The organism is Pseudomonas sp. GL-B-19 (assembly GCF_019956415.1).
Taxonomy (GTDB): Bacteria; Pseudomonadota; Gammaproteobacteria; order Pseudomonadales; family Pseudomonadaceae; genus Aquipseudomonas.
On record NZ_JAHBDK010000075.1, the window covers coordinates 55,964 to 72,915 of the forward strand.

Below are 16,952 nucleotides of genomic sequence, written 5' to 3' on the forward strand. Positions count from 1 at the left end.
AACAAAACAAGGACGTAGGCCGATGAAACCCCTCACCCTCATCGACAGCAGCCAGCCAGCACAAATCTGGAACAGTGCGCTGCAACTGGACAACATCCCCGTCATCAACACCCAGACCCTGGTCCCCGCCGGCGCACGCGCCGTGGTGATCGCGCCGCATCCCGGTGATGAAGTGGTCAGCTGTGGCGGCCTGCTGCAACTGCTCGCAAGCCTCGGTCATCCACTGCAAATGATCTCGGTCACCGATGGCAGTGCCAGCCAACCGGGCTCCCAACAATGGTCGGAGAAGCGCCTGAGCGTATTTCGCGGCCAGGAAAGCGTCGAGGCCTTGCGTAGGCTCGGCTTGCCGATGCACAGCCTGAAATGGATTCGTGGTGGCTTCACTGACTTCGCCCTGGCCGAGCAAGAGACACAACTGACCCAATTCATCTCCCGCTACTTGCGGCCTGGCGATGTGGTGTTCAGCACCTGGCGCGAAGACGGCACGCCCGATCACGACGCCGTCGGCCGTGCCAGCGCCGTTGCTGCGAGCAAGGTCGGTGCGGCGTTCCATGAAGTGCCTATTTGGGCCTGGCACTGGCCGGCTCGCGACCAGCGACTCGTGCCCTGGCACCGTGCACGCAAATTGCGCCTGGACACTTGGACCGTCGCGCGTAAAAGCCACGCCGTCCACGCCTACGCCAGCCAGCTCGACGGCGAACCCACCATCGGCATCGCACCGCTGCTGCCCCGAGTGCTCCTGGACCGCATGCGATTGCCCTATGAAATAGTCTTTGTCTGACACTATCCCCCTGTGGGAGCGAGCCTGCTCGCGATTGCGGTGTGTCAGCCAAAATCGATGTCGACTGATACACCGCAATCGCGAGCAGGCTCGCTCCCACAGGGTTTTTGGTATCGCTCAGACTGAACTGCCTGCCGCCGCATCAGTCGCATGCATACGCAGGCCAGATTCAGAGGAGCACACGTGATCAGCGATTCCGAGCAACGGGCCGCGCTGCCCCCGTCCGCGGCGATTCATCGCCTGAGGGTACTGACGGTCAACACTCACAAGGGCTTCACCGCCTTTAACCGGCGTTTCATCCTCCCGGAGCTGCGCGAGGCGGTGCGCAGTACGGCAGCGGATCTGGTGTTCCTCCAGGAAGTGGTGGGATTACACGATCGGCATTCTTCCCGTTACAACCATTGGCCGTCGACCTCTCAATATGAGTTTCTCGCCGACAGCATGTGGAACGATTTCGCTTATGGGCGCAATGCGGTCTACCCCGATGGCCACCACGGCAATGCACTGCTGTCGAAATACCCGATTCGCGAATTTCGAAACCTTGATGTGTCGATCACTGGCCCCGAACGCCGCGGGTTGCTGCACTGTGTGCTGGAGGTGCCGGGGCACGCTGAAGTTCATGCCATTTGTGTGCACCTGAGCCTGCTCGAAAGTCATCGCCAGTTGCAGTTGCAGCTGCTCTGCCAACTGCTCGAATCCCTGCCCGACGACGCCCCGGTGATCATCGCTGGCGACTTCAACGACTGGCAGTTGCAAGGCAACGCCGCCCTCGCCCAACGAAACTACCTGCATGAGGCGTTCGAACGCCATAACGGGCGCCCGGCCAAAACCTACCCGGCACGCTTTCCATTGTTACGCCTGGACCGGATATACCTGCGTAACGCCAGCAGCCATGAACCGCGAATTCTAAGTCATAGACCCTGGACGCACTTGTCGGATCATTTGCCGTTGGCCGTCGAAGTGCACCTCTAGCAAACGAGTCAAAAGGCTCTGGATCGCGGTTTTTTTGACGCGTCCTCGAACAAACAAGCACTTAGATCAGCGCCGTAAATCAGTCATTTGACACACCAAAAATACCAGTACCACTTATCAATCATCTTCTTGACGCACTGTCAGCAGTCTTCTTAGCTTCACTTTACTACCCCCGAAGTACCATCAGGGGGCACCCCCAGACACCCGCCAATACGGGCGCCCATAGGCTTGCCCCATTCATTCGGCCGCCCCTCATTCGGGGTAGGAGAGACGCCATAGCGAGAGACCCCATGCGATTGCAAGGTAGACCCCCATGAAAACGTCATTCTCCCAACAAGAGATCAAAGTCACTTTTTGCACTGTCACCAGCTCTATCTTGCTGTGCTCGACCCTCGAGGCCCAGGCGGGACCGACGGAAGAAGAAACCGCTCCGTGGTATCGCCAGGATGTTCCGGCCTTAACCTTGCCAACCACGAGCATCACTGCCGCCTACCCCGGCCACTTCAGCGCCGCGTCCGATACAACAAGCTCACACCTGACCATCGAAGACGAAGCGCCTTCAGCCTGGGACCAGGTGTACGGTAAACCGTCGCGACAAGCGCAGACCGACTACCTGTCACTGGAATCTTCGATCCCTGGCACCACAGAATTCAAAGGTCCGGCGATCCTCACCTTGCAAAGCGGTAGTGGTCATACCCACAAGGTCGGGCTGATCGGCGGCACCACCCATTTACAAGGCAATGGCAACGGCTTGCTGACCCATCCAGCGTTGGCCAACCCCGCCCACGACACCCTCAATCTCCAAGGCCAAAGCCTCGGCGCTTACTGGAGCCTGACCGGCCCTCAAGGCTGGCATGTGGATTTGACCGCCAGCGGTGGTCGGGTCAACGGCTTTAGCCGTAACCACCAGGGCGCTCGGCAGGCAACTGAAGGCACGGCGATGACATTGTCGGTGGAAGGCGGTTTCCCGATTGGCCTGAGCGAGAACTGGGTGGTCGAACCCCAGGCGCAGTTGATTAGTCAGCGCATTTCGCTGGATACGCCCTATGCTGGCTCGGGCAATGCGTCATCGAGCGACCTGACGTCGTGGAGCGGACGGGTCGGCGCCCGATTGAAAGGTAATTACGACTTCAATGGCCTGGGTGTCGAACCCTACGTGCGGACTAACTTGTGGCGCACCGTGAACACCGGCAACACCGTGACCCTCGACCAGGTCGACAAGATCAGTAGCAGTCGCAATTCATCGACGGTTGAAGTGGGGTTGGGGCTGGTGGCCAGGGTCACGCCTGCGGTGAGTGTGTATATCAGTGCGGATTACAGCAGTGACGTGGATGACAATGATTTGAATGGGTTGATTGGGAGTTTGGGGGTGAGGATGCGGTGGTGAGGTTTTGTCTTGAAGATATGTGTTGATTGGGCCGGCCCCTTCGCTGGCAAGCCATGCTCCTACAGAGGAATGCATTCCAATTGTAGGAGCATGGCTTGCCCGCGATGACAGCGACTCGGTCTTGGCTCAACCCTCCGGCCGCAAGATCAACACCCCCAGCGGTGGCAGATTCAGAACCAGCGAAAGCGCCTGCCCATGGCTCGGTGCCTCCTCGGTCAACGCCCCGCCACTGTTGCCATAGTTGGAACCGGCATACATCGCCGCATCGCTGTTGATCACCTCGGTCCAGCGCCCTGCAAACGGTACGCCGACGCGATAACCCTCGCGCGGCACCGGGGTGAAGTTGGCCACGACCAATACCGGCCGGCCCTCCTTGCTCCAGCGCAACCACGCGTAAACGCTGTTGATCGCATCGTCGCCGATCAGCCACTGGAAGCCTTGCGGGGCATCATCCTGCTCATGCAGCGCCGGTTCTTCGCGGTACAGCCGATTGAGGTCACCGACCAGTTTCTGCACCCCTTTGTGTTCGGGGTATTGCAGCAAGTACCAGTCCAGTTGCTGATCGTGATTCCACTCGCGCCACTGGCCGAATTCGCAGCCCATGAACAACAGCTTCTTGCCAGGGTGCGTCCACATGAAGCTCAAGTAGGCGCGCAAATTGGCAAACTTCTGCCAGCGGTCGCCGGGCATTTTGTCGATCAGCGAATGCTTGCCATGGACCACTTCATCGTGGGAAATCGGCAGGATGAAACGCTCGGACCAGGCGTACACCAGGCCAAAACTCAGTTCGTTGTGGTGATGGGCGCGGTACACCGGATCCTGCTGAATGTAATGCAGCGAATCGTGCATCCAGCCCATGTTCCATTTGTAGGCAAAACCCAAACCGCCCTGTTGCGTGCTCTGACTGACACCCGGCCACGCCGTGGACTCTTCGGCGATGACCAGCGCACCGGGCGCCTCCAGCGCCACCACGTCGTTGAGGTGACGCAAAAAGTCGATGGCTTCGAGGTTTTCCCGACCGCCATGGCGGTTCGGCACCCATTCGCCGGCCTTGCGCGAGTAATCGCGGTAGAGCATCGATGCCACGGCATCGACGCGCAGGCCATCGACGTGAAAATGCTTGAGCCAGTGCAACCCCGAGGCCAGCATGTAACCGTGCACTTCGGTGCGGCCCAGGTTGTAGATCAGCGTGTCCCAGTCCTGATGAAAACCTTCCAGCGGGTTGCCATATTCGTACAGCGCCGTGCCGTCGAATTGTGCCAGGCCGTGGATATCGGTCGGGAAATGCGCTGGAACCCAATCGAGAATCACGCCGATTTCCGCCTGGTGGCAGGCGTTGACGAACGCGGCAAAGTCATCCGGTGAACCGTAACGGGCGCTCGGGGCGAATTGCGAAAGCAATTGATAACCCCACGAGCCGCCGAACGGGTGCTCCATGATCGGCATCAGTTCGATGTGGGTGAAACCCAAATCCTTCACATACGGAATCAGGCGCTCAGCCAACTCGGGCCAGGTGTACTGGCGGGCGACTTCGCCCAGATCGTCCAGCTCGCATTGCCAGGAACCGGCGTGCAATTCGTAGATCGACAGCGGTGCGGTCGGTCGCTGACGTTCGCCACGCGATTGCATCCACGCCTGATCCTGCCAGTCGATGGTCAGCGGTGAGGTGACTTTAGAGGCGGTGTCCGGCGGCAAGGTGGTGGCCAGCGCCATCGGATCAGCTTTAAGCGGCAAAATGCCGTGAGTACCGAGGATTTCGTATTTGTAGGCTTCCCCTGCTCGCAGGCGCGGGATGAACAGCTCCCAGACCCCGGTCGGATGGCGCAGACGCATCGGATGGCGGCGACCGTCCCAGTTGTTGAAATCACCCACCACCGACACGCGTTTGGCGTTGGGTGCCCACACGGCAAAACGCACGCCGTCGACACCCTCGACCGTCTTCAGCTGAGCGCCGAGGCAACTGCTCAGGTCGCGGTGATTGCCTTCGGCGAACAGGTACAAGTCCATCTCACCGAGCAGCGGGCCAAAGCTGTAGGGGTCTTCGCTGATTTGTTCGCCGCCGGCCCAACGGGTGCGCAGCAGATACGGCCGGGCCCGTTCGAAGTGCCCGACAAACAGCCCAGGTGTCTGTGTGGCCTCCAGTTTGCCGAGTTCTTCCCCGGAGTCTCTGGCCAACACCTGCACGCTCAACGCGTCAGGCAAATAGGCTCGAATGAACTGCCCGTCGGCGCCATCGCCATGGGGCCCCAGAATTGCAAAAGGGTCGTGATGTTCGGCGCGCACCAACGCATCGATGTCCCGCGTTCTGGGTAGCAACGCCTCTTTAGCGTGACCCTGTTCCTTGTTCGAGAAACTCATGACTACTCTCCACCAAGTTCGGAAAAGGGTTTAAGCCCACTCAATAATCCATACAAGCCGTGCAGAGGCACCGGCAGCCAAGTGGGTCGATTTTCCGCCTCATACGCCACTTCATAGGCCGCCTTCTCCAGTCCGAACAACGCCAGCGCGGCGTCCTCGCCCTCCGGATCTTGCCACGCATGAGCAAGACTAGCTGCCGCCAGCCGATAAGCGTCAACAAATGCCTGTTTTGCCTCAAAAAGGTAGCGTTCGGCGACCCGCTGACGGGCAGCCTGGGCCTCGGGCGTGTTGTCGACGTTATGCACATTGATCGTCATCGCGGCGGCGTAATCGAAAGAACGCAACACCCCGCTGACGTCCTTGTACGGGCTGTGCTTGCCCCGCCGTTCACGCAGCGGCCGCGCCGGTTCGCCCTCGAAATCGATCAGGTAGGCATCGCCCTTGATCACCAGCACCTGGCCCAGGTGCAAGTCGCCATGAACGCGGATGCGCAAGCCACCGGCGGCTTTCTTACCGAGTTCCTGCACATGGCTGAGGATGGCTTTTTTGTGGTCCTGTAAACGACTGACCAAGGTCTGGTCCGCCGGGCTCAGTTCGTTTTGATGCTGCTTGAGCAACTTCAGTGCGTGCTCCAGCTGCGCCGCCACGTCCTTGGCCGAGGCCTGCGCCTCTTTCTGAGTGGTGACTTGCGAGGTGAAGTCCGGGGACTTGGTCGGAGCGGCCAGTACCTGGTGCATTTCCCCCAGACGCTGGCCGAGCATGCCGGCAAAATCCTTCAACTCACCGAGTGCGTTGTAGTGCTGTTCCTGCTCGGACATGGCATCGGCCAACTCGTCTCGCAGCGCGCGTTCGAGGTTGTTCTGGGTCCATTCCCAGGCATCGCCCTGATTGCTCAAATAGCCCTGAGCGATCATCAACAAGGTGTCCTCGCCTTGCTCGTCGCGGCGAACCACCGAGCCCAGCAGCGGCGAAATATTGCGGAACCCGGCGCGGGTCAGGTACGCGCTCATTTCCAGTTCCGGGTGCACGCCCGAGGCGAGTTTGCGGATCAGTTTGAGCACCAGGCTGTTGCCGATCACCACCGAACTGTTGGATTGCTCGGCGGACAGATAACGCACCGGTGACTCCTGCGTCAGCCCCAGTTTCGCCAGTTCTGCCGTGGGCTCGAAACGGATGTCGCCCGCGCTCGATGGCAGCACGGTGTCGTTCTGCATGCCTTGCAACACGGCATGAATAAAAGGTTCGAGGCTGAAGGCATCGGTGATCAAACCCACCTGACGTCCACGGCGCACCCGCGACAAGGCCAATTGCTGTGGCAACGCGGCGCCGACCTGATCTTCCGGAATAAAGCCGAATGGCAGCTGGTAGCGGTGAGTCTGGCCTGCGCTGGTGACTTCAATTTCGCTCAACAGCACCGGGTGCAGCGGATCGCCGAAGCGCACGCCGTAGGCCAGGTTGACCTGCTCAATGGCCGCGTCCTTGCCGGCAAACCAGCGGCGATTCTGCAGCCAGGTCGGCAGAATGCCCTGCTCCAGCGTGCCACGGGACGGCGTTTCGAGCAGCTCTTCCATGCGGTGCTTCAACACCAGCGTGGTGAAGTCCGGCAGGCTTTGCGCCGGCTCCACATGCCAGCTCGGCATCTGGTTTTCCGCCGCGAGCCCGAACCAATAGAAGCCGTAAGGCGCCAGGGTCAGGAGGAAATTCAACTGGCCAATCGGCGGGAAGGCGTTACCGCCGAGCATCTCCACCGGCACCATGCCGACGTACGCCGACAGGTCGAGTTCCGCCGCTTGTGCACTGCGCGAGACGTTGGCCACGCACAGGATGATTTCGTGTTTGCCATCGGCCCCGGTGAATTCACGGGTGTAGGCCAGAATTCGGCGGTTGCTCGGCGAAAGCATTTTCAGCGTTCCTCGACCGAACGCCTTGGACTGTTTGCGCACGGCAAGCATGCGCCGGGTCCAGTTGAGCAGCGAATGCGGATCGCCGGCCTGGGTTTCGACGTTGACCGACAGGTAGCCGTATTGCGGGTCCATGATCGGTGGCAGCACCAGGCTGGCCGGATCAGCGCGGGAAAAGCCACCGTTGCGGTCAATCGACCACTGCATCGGCGTGCGCACACCATCGCGGTCACCGAGGTAGATGTTGTCGCCCATGCCGATTTCATCGCCGTAGTACAGCGTCGGCGTGCCGGGCATCGACAGCAGCAAGCTGTTGAGCAGCTCCACGCGACGCCGATCACGCTCCACCAAGGGCGCCAGTCGGCGGCGAATCCCCAGGTTGATCCGCGCCCGACGGTCGGCCGCGTAGTAATTCCACAGGTAGTCGCGCTCTTTGTCGGTGACCATTTCCAGGGTCAGTTCATCGTGATTGCGCAGGAAAATCGCCCACTGACAATTGGCCGGGATCTCCGGGGTCTGACGCAGGATGTCGGTGATCGGGAAGCGATCCTCCTGGGCCAGCGCCATGTACATGCGCGGCATCAACGGAAAGTGAAAGGCCATGTGGCACTCGTCGCCGTTCAAGCCCTTTTTGTCGGTGTCACCAAAGTACAGTTGCGTGTCTTCCGGCCATTGATTGGCCTCGGCCAGCAGCATGCGGTCCGGGTAATTGGCGTCGATCTCGGCGCGGATCTGCTTGAGGACGTCATGGGTCTCGGGGAGGTTTTCGTTGTTGGTGCCGTCACGTTCGATCAGGTACGGGATGGCGTCCAGCCGCAAACCGTCGATGCCCATGTCGAGCCAGTAGCGCATGACCGAGAGCACGGCTTTCATGACCTGCGGGTTATCGAAGTTCAGGTCGGGCTGGTGGGAGTAGAAACGGTGCCAGAAGTATTGGCCGGCCACCGGGTCCCAGGTCCAGTTGGATTTTTCGGTGTCGAGAAAGATGATGCGCGTGCCGTCGTACTTCTGATCGTCATCGGACCAGACGTAGAAGTCCCGCGCCGCCGAGCCGGGCTTGGCTTTGCGCGCACGCTGGAACCAGGCGTGCTGGTCCGAAGTGTGATTGATGACCAGCTCGGTAATCACCCGCAGGCCACGCTTGTGCGCCTCGGCAATGAAGCGCTTGGCGTCGGCCATCGTGCCGTAATCGGCGTGCACGCCACGGTACTCGGCGATGTCGTAGCCATCGTCACGGCGTGGCGAGGGGTAGAACGGCAACAGCCAGATGGTATTCACGCCGAGGTCGGCGATGTAATCGAGCTTGGCGATCAGGCCGGGAAAGTCGCCGATTCCGTCGTTGTTGGAGTCGAAAAACGACTTGACGTGAACCTGGTAGATCACTGCGTCCTTGTACCAGAGCGGGTCTTTGATGAAGGTGGCTGCTTTGGGTTTCTTCGCCATTTGAAACTCCTGTTGATGATCGTTCCCACGCTCTGCGTGGGAATGCCTCTACGGACGCTCCGCGTTCGGCTCTGGAGGGGACGCGGAGCGTCCCGGGCTGCATTCCCACGCAGAGCGTGGGGACGATCGTGTTAAACAGTAATCCGCCAAATGCCGAACGGTTGATACGCCGGGTCAATTCGCATGAACTGGTACTTGCCATGCCAGGTCCAGCGGTGGCCGTTCATCAAGTCTTCGCCCTGGGTGCTGGCGTCGTCGGGCAAGCCCATTTCCCATAACGGCAATTCGAAATTAGCTTCCTGGACGTTATGCGGATCGAGACTAACGGCCACCAGAATAAAGTTGCTGCCGTCGGCGCTGCGTTTGCCGAAATACAGAATGTTGTCGTTCCACGCGTTGTAAACCTTCAGCCCCAAATGCGTGTGCAGGGCCGGGTTCTGCCGGCGGATCCGATTGAGCTGCGCGATCTCGGCAATGATGTTGCCCGGCGCGTTGAAATCCCGTGGGCGAATCTCGTACTTCTCGGAGTCGAGGTATTCCTCTTTGCCCGGTATCGGCGCCGACTCACAGAGTTCAAAGCCCGAGTACATACCCCACAGGCCAGAGCCCATGGTCGCCAGCGCCGCACGGATCAGAAAGCCCGCGCGCCCGGACTCATGCAGAAAGAACGGGTTGATGTCCGGCGTATTGACGAAGAAGTTCGGCCGGTAGCATTCACGCCACGGCGATTCATTGAGCTCGGTGAAATACGTCGCCAGCTCATGCTTGGTGTTACGCCAGGTGAAATAGGTGTAGCTCTGCGAATAACCGACCTTGCCCAGACGCGCCATCATCGCTGGCGTGGTAAAGGCTTCGGCGAGGAAGATCACCTCCGGATACAGGGCGCGCACATCGGCAATCAGCCACTGCCAGAACGGCAGCGGTTTGGTGTGCGGGTTGTCGACGCGAAAGATCTTCACGCCCTCTTCGACCCAACCGACCACGATGTCGCGCAGTTCGACCCACAGGCTCGGAATGGCCTCGGTGGCGTAGAAGTCGACGTTGACGATGTCCTGGTATTTTTTCGGCGGGTTCTCGGCGTATTTGATCGTGCCGTCCGGGCGCCAGTTGAACCAGCCCGGGTGCTGTTGCAGCCATGGGTGGTCCTGGGAACACTGAATGGCAAAATCGAGGGCGATTTCAATCCCGTAGTCCGCCGCCGTGGCGACCAGGCGGCGAAAGTCTTCGCGGGTGCCGAGTTGCGAGTGAATCGCCTCATGCCCGCCCTCTTCGCTGCCGATCGCATAGGGGCTACCGTGATCTTCGGGACCGGCGGTCAGGGAATTGTTCGGACCTTTGCGGAAACTTCGGCCGATCGGATGGATCGGCGGAAAATACAGGACGTCGAACCCCATGTCCTGAATCATCGGCAACCGCTCATGCACATCATTGAACGTGCCATGACGGGCCGGATCATCAGTGATCGAGCGCGGAAACAGTTCATACCAACTGGCGAACTGCGCCAGCTCCCGCTCAACATCCAGCGGGTACTCCGGGCTCAGGCTCACATACGCGTGATGATTCACCTGCGCCATCAGCTCGGCGCTACGTTGGTGCAGAAACAGTGCCACCTGCTCGTTTTCGAGCAAACCGGACAACTCATGGTGCAGCGCCGTCAGTTGTTCACTCAACGCCCCTTCGCTGCGCTCAGCCGCCTGCTGGACCTGAGTGCGTCCTTCCTGCAATTCCAGACTGACGGGGATACGCGCGGCGTGCTTCTTCTCCAGTTCATAACAGAAGCTGGCGAACTGATCGATCCAGGCTTCGATACAGAACAGATAGCGACCCTGACGCTCGACACGGAACTGGCCTTGCCAGCCGTTATTGCCCACGTCCGCCATGACTTCGCTTTGCCAGATGTCATCGCCCTCGGCCCGCCAGCGCACCCGCACGGCCAGTTTGTCGTGACCGTCCGCAAACACTTTGCTGGTCACCACCACGTCCTGGCCCACGACGGATTTGACGGCGAACTGACCGCCATCAAGGGTCGGCTGGGTGTTTTCAATCGCGATTCGCGGCAGTAATAAAGCCTGCGACAGCGGCATGTGAGGGTTGTAATTGAGCTCTGTCGGTTTTTCAGCAGTCATCGAGCATCTCTCCTTTACGCCCCATGGACGCTCTTGTACCGGGTGTTCCCTGAATAGATTCACTTAGGTTGGGAACCACCGGGCGGGCTAAAAGTTCAGAGGGAATTGCCCAAGCGGTCGCGGGGAATCAATTCACGCTCAGGGAGGTCAATTCACTTAAGCACGACTTACGCCATGTGCCACTGGAGGCTTGATAATGAGTATTCCAATCCCTGCCGAAACGCCTGATCCGAACATCGACAGCCCGGTCATTCCACCGACCGAGCCGGAACCCGTGCCCGAAGAAGACCCGCCGGGAACCACTCCGCCAGCACGGGAAGATCCATCCACTACGATGCCGCCGATCATTGTGAATCCGGAATGACTACAGTTGATCGCTCCCATCCTTTGTGCGGAAGCTCTCAAAAAAAACGAAAGACTATTCCTAAAAATGCGTAGTACCGGTCCTTAAGTGGCGTTCTGTCCCCTCCGACACTTTACGAGACCACCGCGCGTACTTTACAAAACCACCACATCGTCAGCTTTGAGTGTGGTCAGCCATGAAAACAATATTTTTCCGCATCAACGGTTTCACAGAAAGTCCGAACGCAAAGAGAAAAGCGTTCAACCGTGAACAAATGACCGGCGGCTGGCCTCACTTTGAAAATATTCAATTACGAAATTCTTCATTTCCATACCAAACACGTGCTTCCCGAACAATCCATCAAAAGCTCGATCCTCAAGGATCTGGAGAATCATCTGCTTCATAGTGAGTACGACTACAGCCAACATGAGCTCTCAGAAACGAAGAGCAAAAAGCACGGCTTAGACTGTCGAACAACCTGCACACATGATGTAAATCCCTGATTTAAGGGGCGTGATCTTTGTCGATCAGTCGCACGATCCTCGGCATCACACTGAAAATCGCTAACGCCAGCAGCGTACTGAACACCGCCGTTGCCTCCCGCCCCAGCCCGGCCGACACGCCGATGGCGGCGGTCATCCACAACCCGGCGGCGGTGGTCAGGCCTTTGACGTGGCCCTCATCGCCCTCGGTGTTTTTAAGAATAGTCCCGGCGCCGAGAAAACCGATCCCGGCGATAACACCCTGCACCACCCGGCTCATCGCGTCGGCTTGCGCACCGGACATTTGCGGCACCAGCACAAACAGCGCTGCCCCCAGCGCCACCAGCATGTGAGTGCGGACTCCGGCGGCCTTGCCCTTGTGCTCTCGCTCGAAACCGAGGATGCCGCCCAACACGGCTGCCATCAGCAGGCGCACGGTGATGCGCGTCAATTGGGACGCATCACCGATATCGGCGAACTCCGCTTGCAGCGTCACCCAAACCTCATGCCACCAGGCGTTCATGCTGTTGTCCTTGTGCGCGTTGTTAAAGGATGGACCGCGCCGACCATTAATCGGTTGCACCGAACGATGGCCATTGAGTGCGTCCTAACGCTTACGTATTCGCAGAAAACAGGACCTCGCCATGAGCGTGCGCATCGAAAATGAGACCTGCTTCTTCACCACCGAAAACGGCGAAGAAATTCGCCTGTGCCCTGACGTCACTATCATCACTGACTCGGAAAAAGCCATGTCAGCGGTGGACCTCGACGGCCAACGTATCTACATCACCGAAGCAGAAGCCGACGCATTGACCGTAGCAGGCGCAGTCGACGGTCGCCGGCATTTGAAGGCCACGGACAGTGATTCGGTGATTTGACTGACGCTGATCAACAAGACCTGCACAGGCGTGATATAGGCGTTTGCGTCCCGCCGGCGCAGCTGCTTCAAGTTGTCGCAGGCAGCGGATCAGCGCTCATCTGATCCGCTTTTTATTGCAATACCTGAGTCTGTTATGCAAACAGATCGACGCTCATAGTGCGCTGGCCTGATGGAGGCTGATGAGCGACAGACCATGAGCGATAGAATCCCCGTCCGATTAGTTGAAAGCACGCCTGCGGTACAGACATTTGAGCCTTCGCGACCGAAGATGAAGGCCAAGTCCAGCGACAACCTGATCCACACCCGCAGCTTCACCGGCCTGTTCCGCACCTTGCGGCTGAGCGGTGCGGGTTTTCTGTTTTTGCTGTTCTTCGGCACCGTGTGGCTGAACTGGGGCGACCGCCAGGCGGTGCTCTGGGACCTTTCCGAAAGTAAATTCCACATCTTTGGCGCGACCTTCTGGCCGCAGGATTTCATCCTGCTTTCGGCGCTGTTGATCATCGCTGCGTTCGGCCTGTTTGCGATCACTGTGTTCGCCGGCCGGGTCTGGTGCGGTTACACCTGCCCGCAGAGTTCCTGGACCTGGATCTTCATGTGGTGCGAGAAAATCACCGAAGGCGAGCGTAACCAGCGCATCAAGCTGCAAGCCGCGCCGTGGGGCTTGAACAAACTGCTGCGGCGTTCGGCCAAGCACACGCTGTGGCTGGCGATCAGCCTGCTCACCGGCCTGACCTTTGTCGGCTACTTCACGCCGATCCGGCCGCTGGCCGAAGAGTTGCTGACCTGGCAAATGGGCGGTGTCAGTCTGTTTTGGGTGCTGTTCTTTACCGGCGCCACGTACATCAACGCCGGCTGGCTGCGTGAAGCGGTGTGCATGCACATGTGCCCCTATGCGCGGTTTCAAAGCGTGATGTTCGACAAAGACACCCTGACCATTTCCTATGACGCGGCCCGTGGCGAGAACCGAGGCGCGCGTAAACGCGAAGTGAAACCGGCCGAAGTCGGCCTGGGCGATTGCATCGACTGTCAGCTGTGCGTGCAGGTCTGCCCGACCGGCATCGACATCCGCGACGGTTTGCAGATGGAATGCATCGGTTGCGCCGCGTGCATCGACGCCTGTGACTCGATCATGGACAAAATGGCCTATGCCCGCGGGCTGATCAGCTACACCTCGGAGCATCAATTGCAGGGTGGCAAGACTCGCCTGCTGCGACCACGGCTTATGGGTTATACGGCAGTGCTGTTGGTGATGATCGGCGCCCTCGCCCTCGCACTGGTGGAACGGCCAATGGTGTCGCTGGACGTCAGCAAGGACCGTGGCCTGTTCCGCGAAAACAGCCAGGGCCAGATCGAAAACATCTACAGCCTCAAAATCATCAACAAAACCCAGCTGCGCCAGGACTATCGTTTGAGTCTGGTGGAGGGCGACGGCTTCCAGTTGCAAGGCAAGACGCAGCTGAGCCTGGCGCCCGGCGAGATTGTCGATGTGCCGGTGTCAGTGGCGATGACCACGGAACGGCCGAGCAGCGGCTCGCAGACGATCACGTTCAAGATTGTCGACAGCGATGAGCCGGACATCTACAGCGAGGCCAAGAGCCGGTTTGTTGCGCCGATGAACCGTTGATCCCTTAGACTGCGGTGGCACCATTCGCGAGTAGGCTCGCTCCCACAAGGACACCGCAATACCTATGGGAGTGAGCCTGCTCGCGATGAAGTCACCTCGATTTTTCTGACTGAAATCAAATCCAGGCACTCGATGAAACGCTACGAAAAATTCGCCGACGACATCGCTGAACTGATCCGCTCCGGCGTCCTCGGCCCCGGCCAGCGCGTGCCATCGGTGCGCTACGCCAGTCAGACCTATGGTGTGAGCCCGTCCACGGTGTTCCAGGCCTACTACCTGCTCGAACGCCGTGGCCTGATCCGCGCCCGGCCGCGCTCCGGCTACTTCGTCAACGTCCACGCGCCGAGCCCGTTCTCGGAGCCGGTGATCAGCAGCCAGGTCAACGAGTCCACCGAAGTCGACGTCAGCGAGTTGGTGTTCTCGGTGCTCGACTCGATCAAGGACCCGAACACCGTCCCGTTCGGCTCGGCCTTCCCCAGCCCGACCCTGTTCCCGTTGCAGCGCCTGTCCCGCTCGTTGGCCAGCGCGGCCCGGGACATGGACCCGCGCATGGTCGTCACCGACATGTCGCCGGGCAACCCGCAACTGCGTCGGCAAATCGCCCTGCGCTACATGGTCGGCGGGCTGATGCTGCCGATGGAAGAACTGCTGATCACCAACGGCGCCCTGGAAGCCTTGAACCTGTGCCTGCAAGCGGTCACGGAACCCGGTGACCTGGTGGCCATTGAAGCGCCAGCGTTTTACGCCTGCCTGCAAATTCTGGAACGGCTGAAACTCAAGGCCGTCGAGATCCCGGTGCACCCGCGGGACGGCATTGACCTGGGGGTACTGGCCCAGACGCTGGAGCGTCATCCGATCAAAGTCTGCTGGTGCATGACCAGCTTCCAGAACCCGATGGGCGCGACCATGCCCGAGGCGAAAAAGCAGGAACTGGTGGCGTTACTGCGCCGCCATCAGGTGCCGCTGATCGAAGACGACGTCTACGCCGAGTTGTATTACGGGCAACAGGCGCCGAAACCGGCCAAGGCGTTTGATACAGAAGGGTTGGTGATGCACTGCGGTTCGTTCGCCAAGAGCCTGGCCCCCGGTTATCGCATCGGCTGGGTGGCCGCCGGGCGTTACGCACAGAAGATCGAACGCCTGAAACTCATGACCTCGCTCTGCGCCTCAATGCCGGCGCAAGCGGCCATTGCCGACTACCTGCAACACGGCGGTTACGACCGGCATTTGCGCAAATTGCGTTACGCCCTCGAAGAACAGCAAAGCGCAATGCTCGCCGCCATCGCCCGCTACTTCCCGGCACAGACGCGCGTCAGTCAACCGGCCGGCGGCTACTTTTTGTGGCTGGAACTGCCGCCGCAGATGGATTCGCTGAAGTTGTTCCAGATGGCCTTGGCGCAGGGCATCAGCATTGCGCCGGGGCCGATCTTTTCGCCGACGCAGCGGTTTCGCAACTGTATTCGGTTGAATTACGGCAGCCCGTGGACCGAGGATTCGGAGAAGGCGATGGAGACATTGGGGCGGATTGTGCGGTCGTTCTGAGGGTGTGATGTCGTCTGGTCTATTCGCGAGCAGGCTCGCTCCCACAGGTTTTGTGACCACTGAAGATTCACTGTGGGAGCGAGCCTGCTCGCGAAGAGGCCTCAGCCGGCAATACGAATTCTGAAATTTACCGCCCACCACCCAGATCGACAAAAGTCCCGGTCGCATAAGAAGCCTTGTCCGACAGCAACCACACGATCGCCTCCGCCACTTCATCCGGTCGCCCACCCCGCGCCATCGGTATCGCCGATTCAAGCTTGCTGACCCGATCCGGATCCCCGCTCAGCGCATGGAAGTCGGTGAAAATAAACCCCGGCCGCACGGCGTTGACACGAATACCCTCGCCCGCCACTTCCTTGGACAAACCAATGGTGAAGCTGTCCAGCGCACCTTTTGACGCGGCGTAATCCACATATTCGTTGGGCGAGCCCAAACGCGAGGCCACCGACGACACGTTGACGATGCTGCCACCCTGCCCGCCATGTTTGGGCGACATGCGCAGGATCGCGTGCTTGGCACAGAGGATCGGCGCCAGGACGTTGGTCTTGAGGATTTTGAGAATACGGAATTCGGACATTTCGTCGACCCGGGACTTGTGCCCGACGGTGCCGGCGTTGTTCACCAGCGCCGTGACCCGACCCAGTTCGGTGTCCACGCGGTGGAACAGAGCGATCACTTCATCTTCGATGCTGACATCGGCGCGCACCGCGATGGCTTGAGCGCCCAGTGCACGAACTTGCTCCAGCACGCGTTCCGCGGCGGATTCGTCAGACTGGTAGTTGATACAGATCCGATAGCCCTGTTCAGCGGCCAACAGGGCGGTGGCGGCACCAATACCGCGGCCGCCACCGGTGATGACGATGACTTTGTCCATGCGAGCGTTCCCCCCATTCCAAGCGTAAGCAGTCTGGGTCAAGAATAACTGCCATTGCCGGCTTTTGCATGGGCTCACATCAACAGATACGACCAACACCTCCAAACGGCCACCCGTAGCAGCTGTCGAGCAGCGCGAGGCTGCGTTCGGCAGCGAAGCTGTCGTGAATTCAGGCAGCGCGGTGTTTCAGAAAGACTGCGTGCGCAGGTTTTACGACTGCTGCGCAGCCGGACGCAGCC

General features: G+C 59.7%; 13 protein-coding genes. 8 read left to right on the forward strand and 5 right to left on the reverse strand.

Annotated features, from left to right (window positions below; translation table 11 throughout):
* The first annotated feature begins 22 nt into the window (after window positions 1–22).
* From KGB06_RS25375 to KGB06_RS25385, 3 genes are all read left to right on the forward strand, one after another.
* Window positions 23–781 (forward strand): PIG-L deacetylase family protein, encoded by a 759-nt coding sequence (locus tag KGB06_RS25375; protein ID WP_223520656.1) that lies wholly within the window; start codon window positions 23–25, stop codon window positions 779–781.
* Between the two features lie 183 nt (window positions 782–964).
* The gene (locus KGB06_RS25380; RefSeq protein WP_223520659.1) at window positions 965–1,753 is read left to right on the forward strand and encodes an endonuclease/exonuclease/phosphatase family protein; all 789 of its coding nucleotides are present in this window, start codon (window positions 965–967) and stop codon (window positions 1,751–1,753) included.
* A gap of 313 nt (window positions 1,754–2,066) precedes the next feature.
* On the forward strand, window positions 2,067–3,140 hold the full coding sequence (locus KGB06_RS25385) for an autotransporter outer membrane beta-barrel domain-containing protein (RefSeq protein WP_223520661.1): 1,074 nt from the start codon (window positions 2,067–2,069) through the stop codon (window positions 3,138–3,140).
* A 126-nt stretch (window positions 3,141–3,266) separates the two neighbouring features.
* Here the strand turns inward: KGB06_RS25385 and glgB are convergent, their stop codons facing one another.
* From glgB to KGB06_RS25400, 3 genes are all read right to left on the reverse strand, one after another.
* Window positions 3,267–5,498, reverse strand: coding sequence for a 1,4-alpha-glucan branching protein GlgB (gene glgB, locus KGB06_RS25390; protein ID WP_223520662.1), 2,232 nt, complete (start codon window positions 5,496–5,498; stop codon window positions 3,267–3,269).
* Window positions 5,499–5,500: 2 nt separating this feature from the next.
* A complete protein-coding gene (gene treS, locus KGB06_RS25395) occupies window positions 5,501–8,842 on the reverse strand; it encodes a maltose alpha-D-glucosyltransferase (RefSeq protein ID WP_223520665.1) in 3,342 nt (1,113 codons plus the stop codon).
* 131 nt (window positions 8,843–8,973) lie between these two features.
* Window positions 8,974–10,968, reverse strand: a complete 1,995-nt coding sequence (locus KGB06_RS25400) for an alpha-1,4-glucan--maltose-1-phosphate maltosyltransferase (protein WP_223520667.1) — start codon at window positions 10,966–10,968, stop codon at window positions 8,974–8,976.
* A gap of 196 nt (window positions 10,969–11,164) precedes the next feature.
* On the opposite strand from KGB06_RS25400, the gene KGB06_RS25405 reads away from it, so the two are divergent.
* On the forward strand, window positions 11,165–11,332 hold the full coding sequence (locus KGB06_RS25405) for a hypothetical protein (RefSeq protein ID WP_223520670.1): 168 nt from the start codon (window positions 11,165–11,167) through the stop codon (window positions 11,330–11,332).
* Window positions 11,333–11,507: 175 nt separating this feature from the next.
* A complete protein-coding gene (locus KGB06_RS25410) occupies window positions 11,508–11,717 on the forward strand; it encodes a hypothetical protein (RefSeq protein ID WP_223520671.1) in 210 nt (69 codons plus the stop codon).
* A 98-nt stretch (window positions 11,718–11,815) separates the two neighbouring features.
* On the opposite strand, the gene KGB06_RS25415 is transcribed toward KGB06_RS25410, so the two are convergent.
* A complete protein-coding gene (locus KGB06_RS25415) occupies window positions 11,816–12,316 on the reverse strand; it encodes an MgtC/SapB family protein (protein WP_223520674.1) in 501 nt (166 codons plus the stop codon).
* Window positions 12,317–12,437: 121 nt separating this feature from the next.
* On the opposite strand from KGB06_RS25415, the gene KGB06_RS25420 reads away from it, so the two are divergent.
* The 3 genes from KGB06_RS25420 (at window position 12,438) to mapR (ending at window position 15,839) form a co-directional block, all read left to right on the forward strand.
* Window positions 12,438–12,671 carry a DUF3203 family protein gene (locus KGB06_RS25420; RefSeq protein WP_223520676.1) on the forward strand — a complete coding sequence of 78 codons (234 nt, stop codon included), beginning with the start codon at window positions 12,438–12,440 and terminating at the stop codon, window positions 12,669–12,671.
* 195 nt (window positions 12,672–12,866) lie between these two features.
* Window positions 12,867–14,297 carry a cytochrome c oxidase accessory protein CcoG gene (gene ccoG / locus KGB06_RS25425; RefSeq protein ID WP_223520678.1) on the forward strand — a complete coding sequence of 477 codons (1,431 nt, stop codon included), beginning with the start codon at window positions 12,867–12,869 and terminating at the stop codon, window positions 14,295–14,297.
* Window positions 14,298–14,429: 132 nt separating this feature from the next.
* Window positions 14,430–15,839 carry a GntR family transcriptional regulator MpaR gene (gene mapR, locus KGB06_RS25430; RefSeq protein ID WP_223520680.1) on the forward strand — a complete coding sequence of 470 codons (1,410 nt, stop codon included), beginning with the start codon at window positions 14,430–14,432 and terminating at the stop codon, window positions 15,837–15,839.
* Between the two features lie 127 nt (window positions 15,840–15,966).
* Here mapR and KGB06_RS25435 read toward each other — a convergent pair whose 3' ends face one another.
* Window positions 15,967–16,713 (reverse strand): SDR family oxidoreductase, encoded by a 747-nt coding sequence (locus KGB06_RS25435; RefSeq protein WP_223520682.1) that lies wholly within the window; start codon window positions 16,711–16,713, stop codon window positions 15,967–15,969.
* Window positions 16,714–16,952: the final 239 nt, after the last annotated feature.

Coding starts and splice junctions, on each gene's coding strand:
- treS (WP_223520665.1), bottom strand. CDS start 8,842: ATGGCGAAGAAACCCAAAGCAGCCACCTTCATCAAAGACCCGCTCTGG.
- glgB (WP_223520662.1), bottom strand. CDS start 5,498: ATGAGTTTCTCGAACAAGGAACAGGGTCACGCTAAAGAGGCGTTGCTA.
- mapR (WP_223520680.1), top strand. CDS start 14,430: ATGAAACGCTACGAAAAATTCGCCGACGACATCGCTGAACTGATCCGC.
- KGB06_RS25435 (WP_223520682.1), bottom strand. CDS start 16,713: ATGGACAAAGTCATCGTCATCACCGGTGGCGGCCGCGGTATTGGTGCC.
- KGB06_RS25410 (WP_223520671.1), top strand. CDS start 11,508: ATGAAAACAATATTTTTCCGCATCAACGGTTTCACAGAAAGTCCGAAC.
- KGB06_RS25375 (WP_223520656.1), top strand. CDS start 23: ATGAAACCCCTCACCCTCATCGACAGCAGCCAGCCAGCACAAATCTGG.
- KGB06_RS25420 (WP_223520676.1), top strand. CDS start 12,438: ATGAGCGTGCGCATCGAAAATGAGACCTGCTTCTTCACCACCGAAAAC.
- ccoG (WP_223520678.1), top strand. CDS start 12,867: ATGAGCGATAGAATCCCCGTCCGATTAGTTGAAAGCACGCCTGCGGTA.
- KGB06_RS25385 (WP_223520661.1), top strand. CDS start 2,067: ATGAAAACGTCATTCTCCCAACAAGAGATCAAAGTCACTTTTTGCACT.
- KGB06_RS25405 (WP_223520670.1), top strand. CDS start 11,165: ATGAGTATTCCAATCCCTGCCGAAACGCCTGATCCGAACATCGACAGC.
- KGB06_RS25415 (WP_223520674.1), bottom strand. CDS start 12,316: ATGAACGCCTGGTGGCATGAGGTTTGGGTGACGCTGCAAGCGGAGTTC.
- KGB06_RS25400 (WP_223520667.1), bottom strand. CDS start 10,968: ATGACTGCTGAAAAACCGACAGAGCTCAATTACAACCCTCACATGCCG.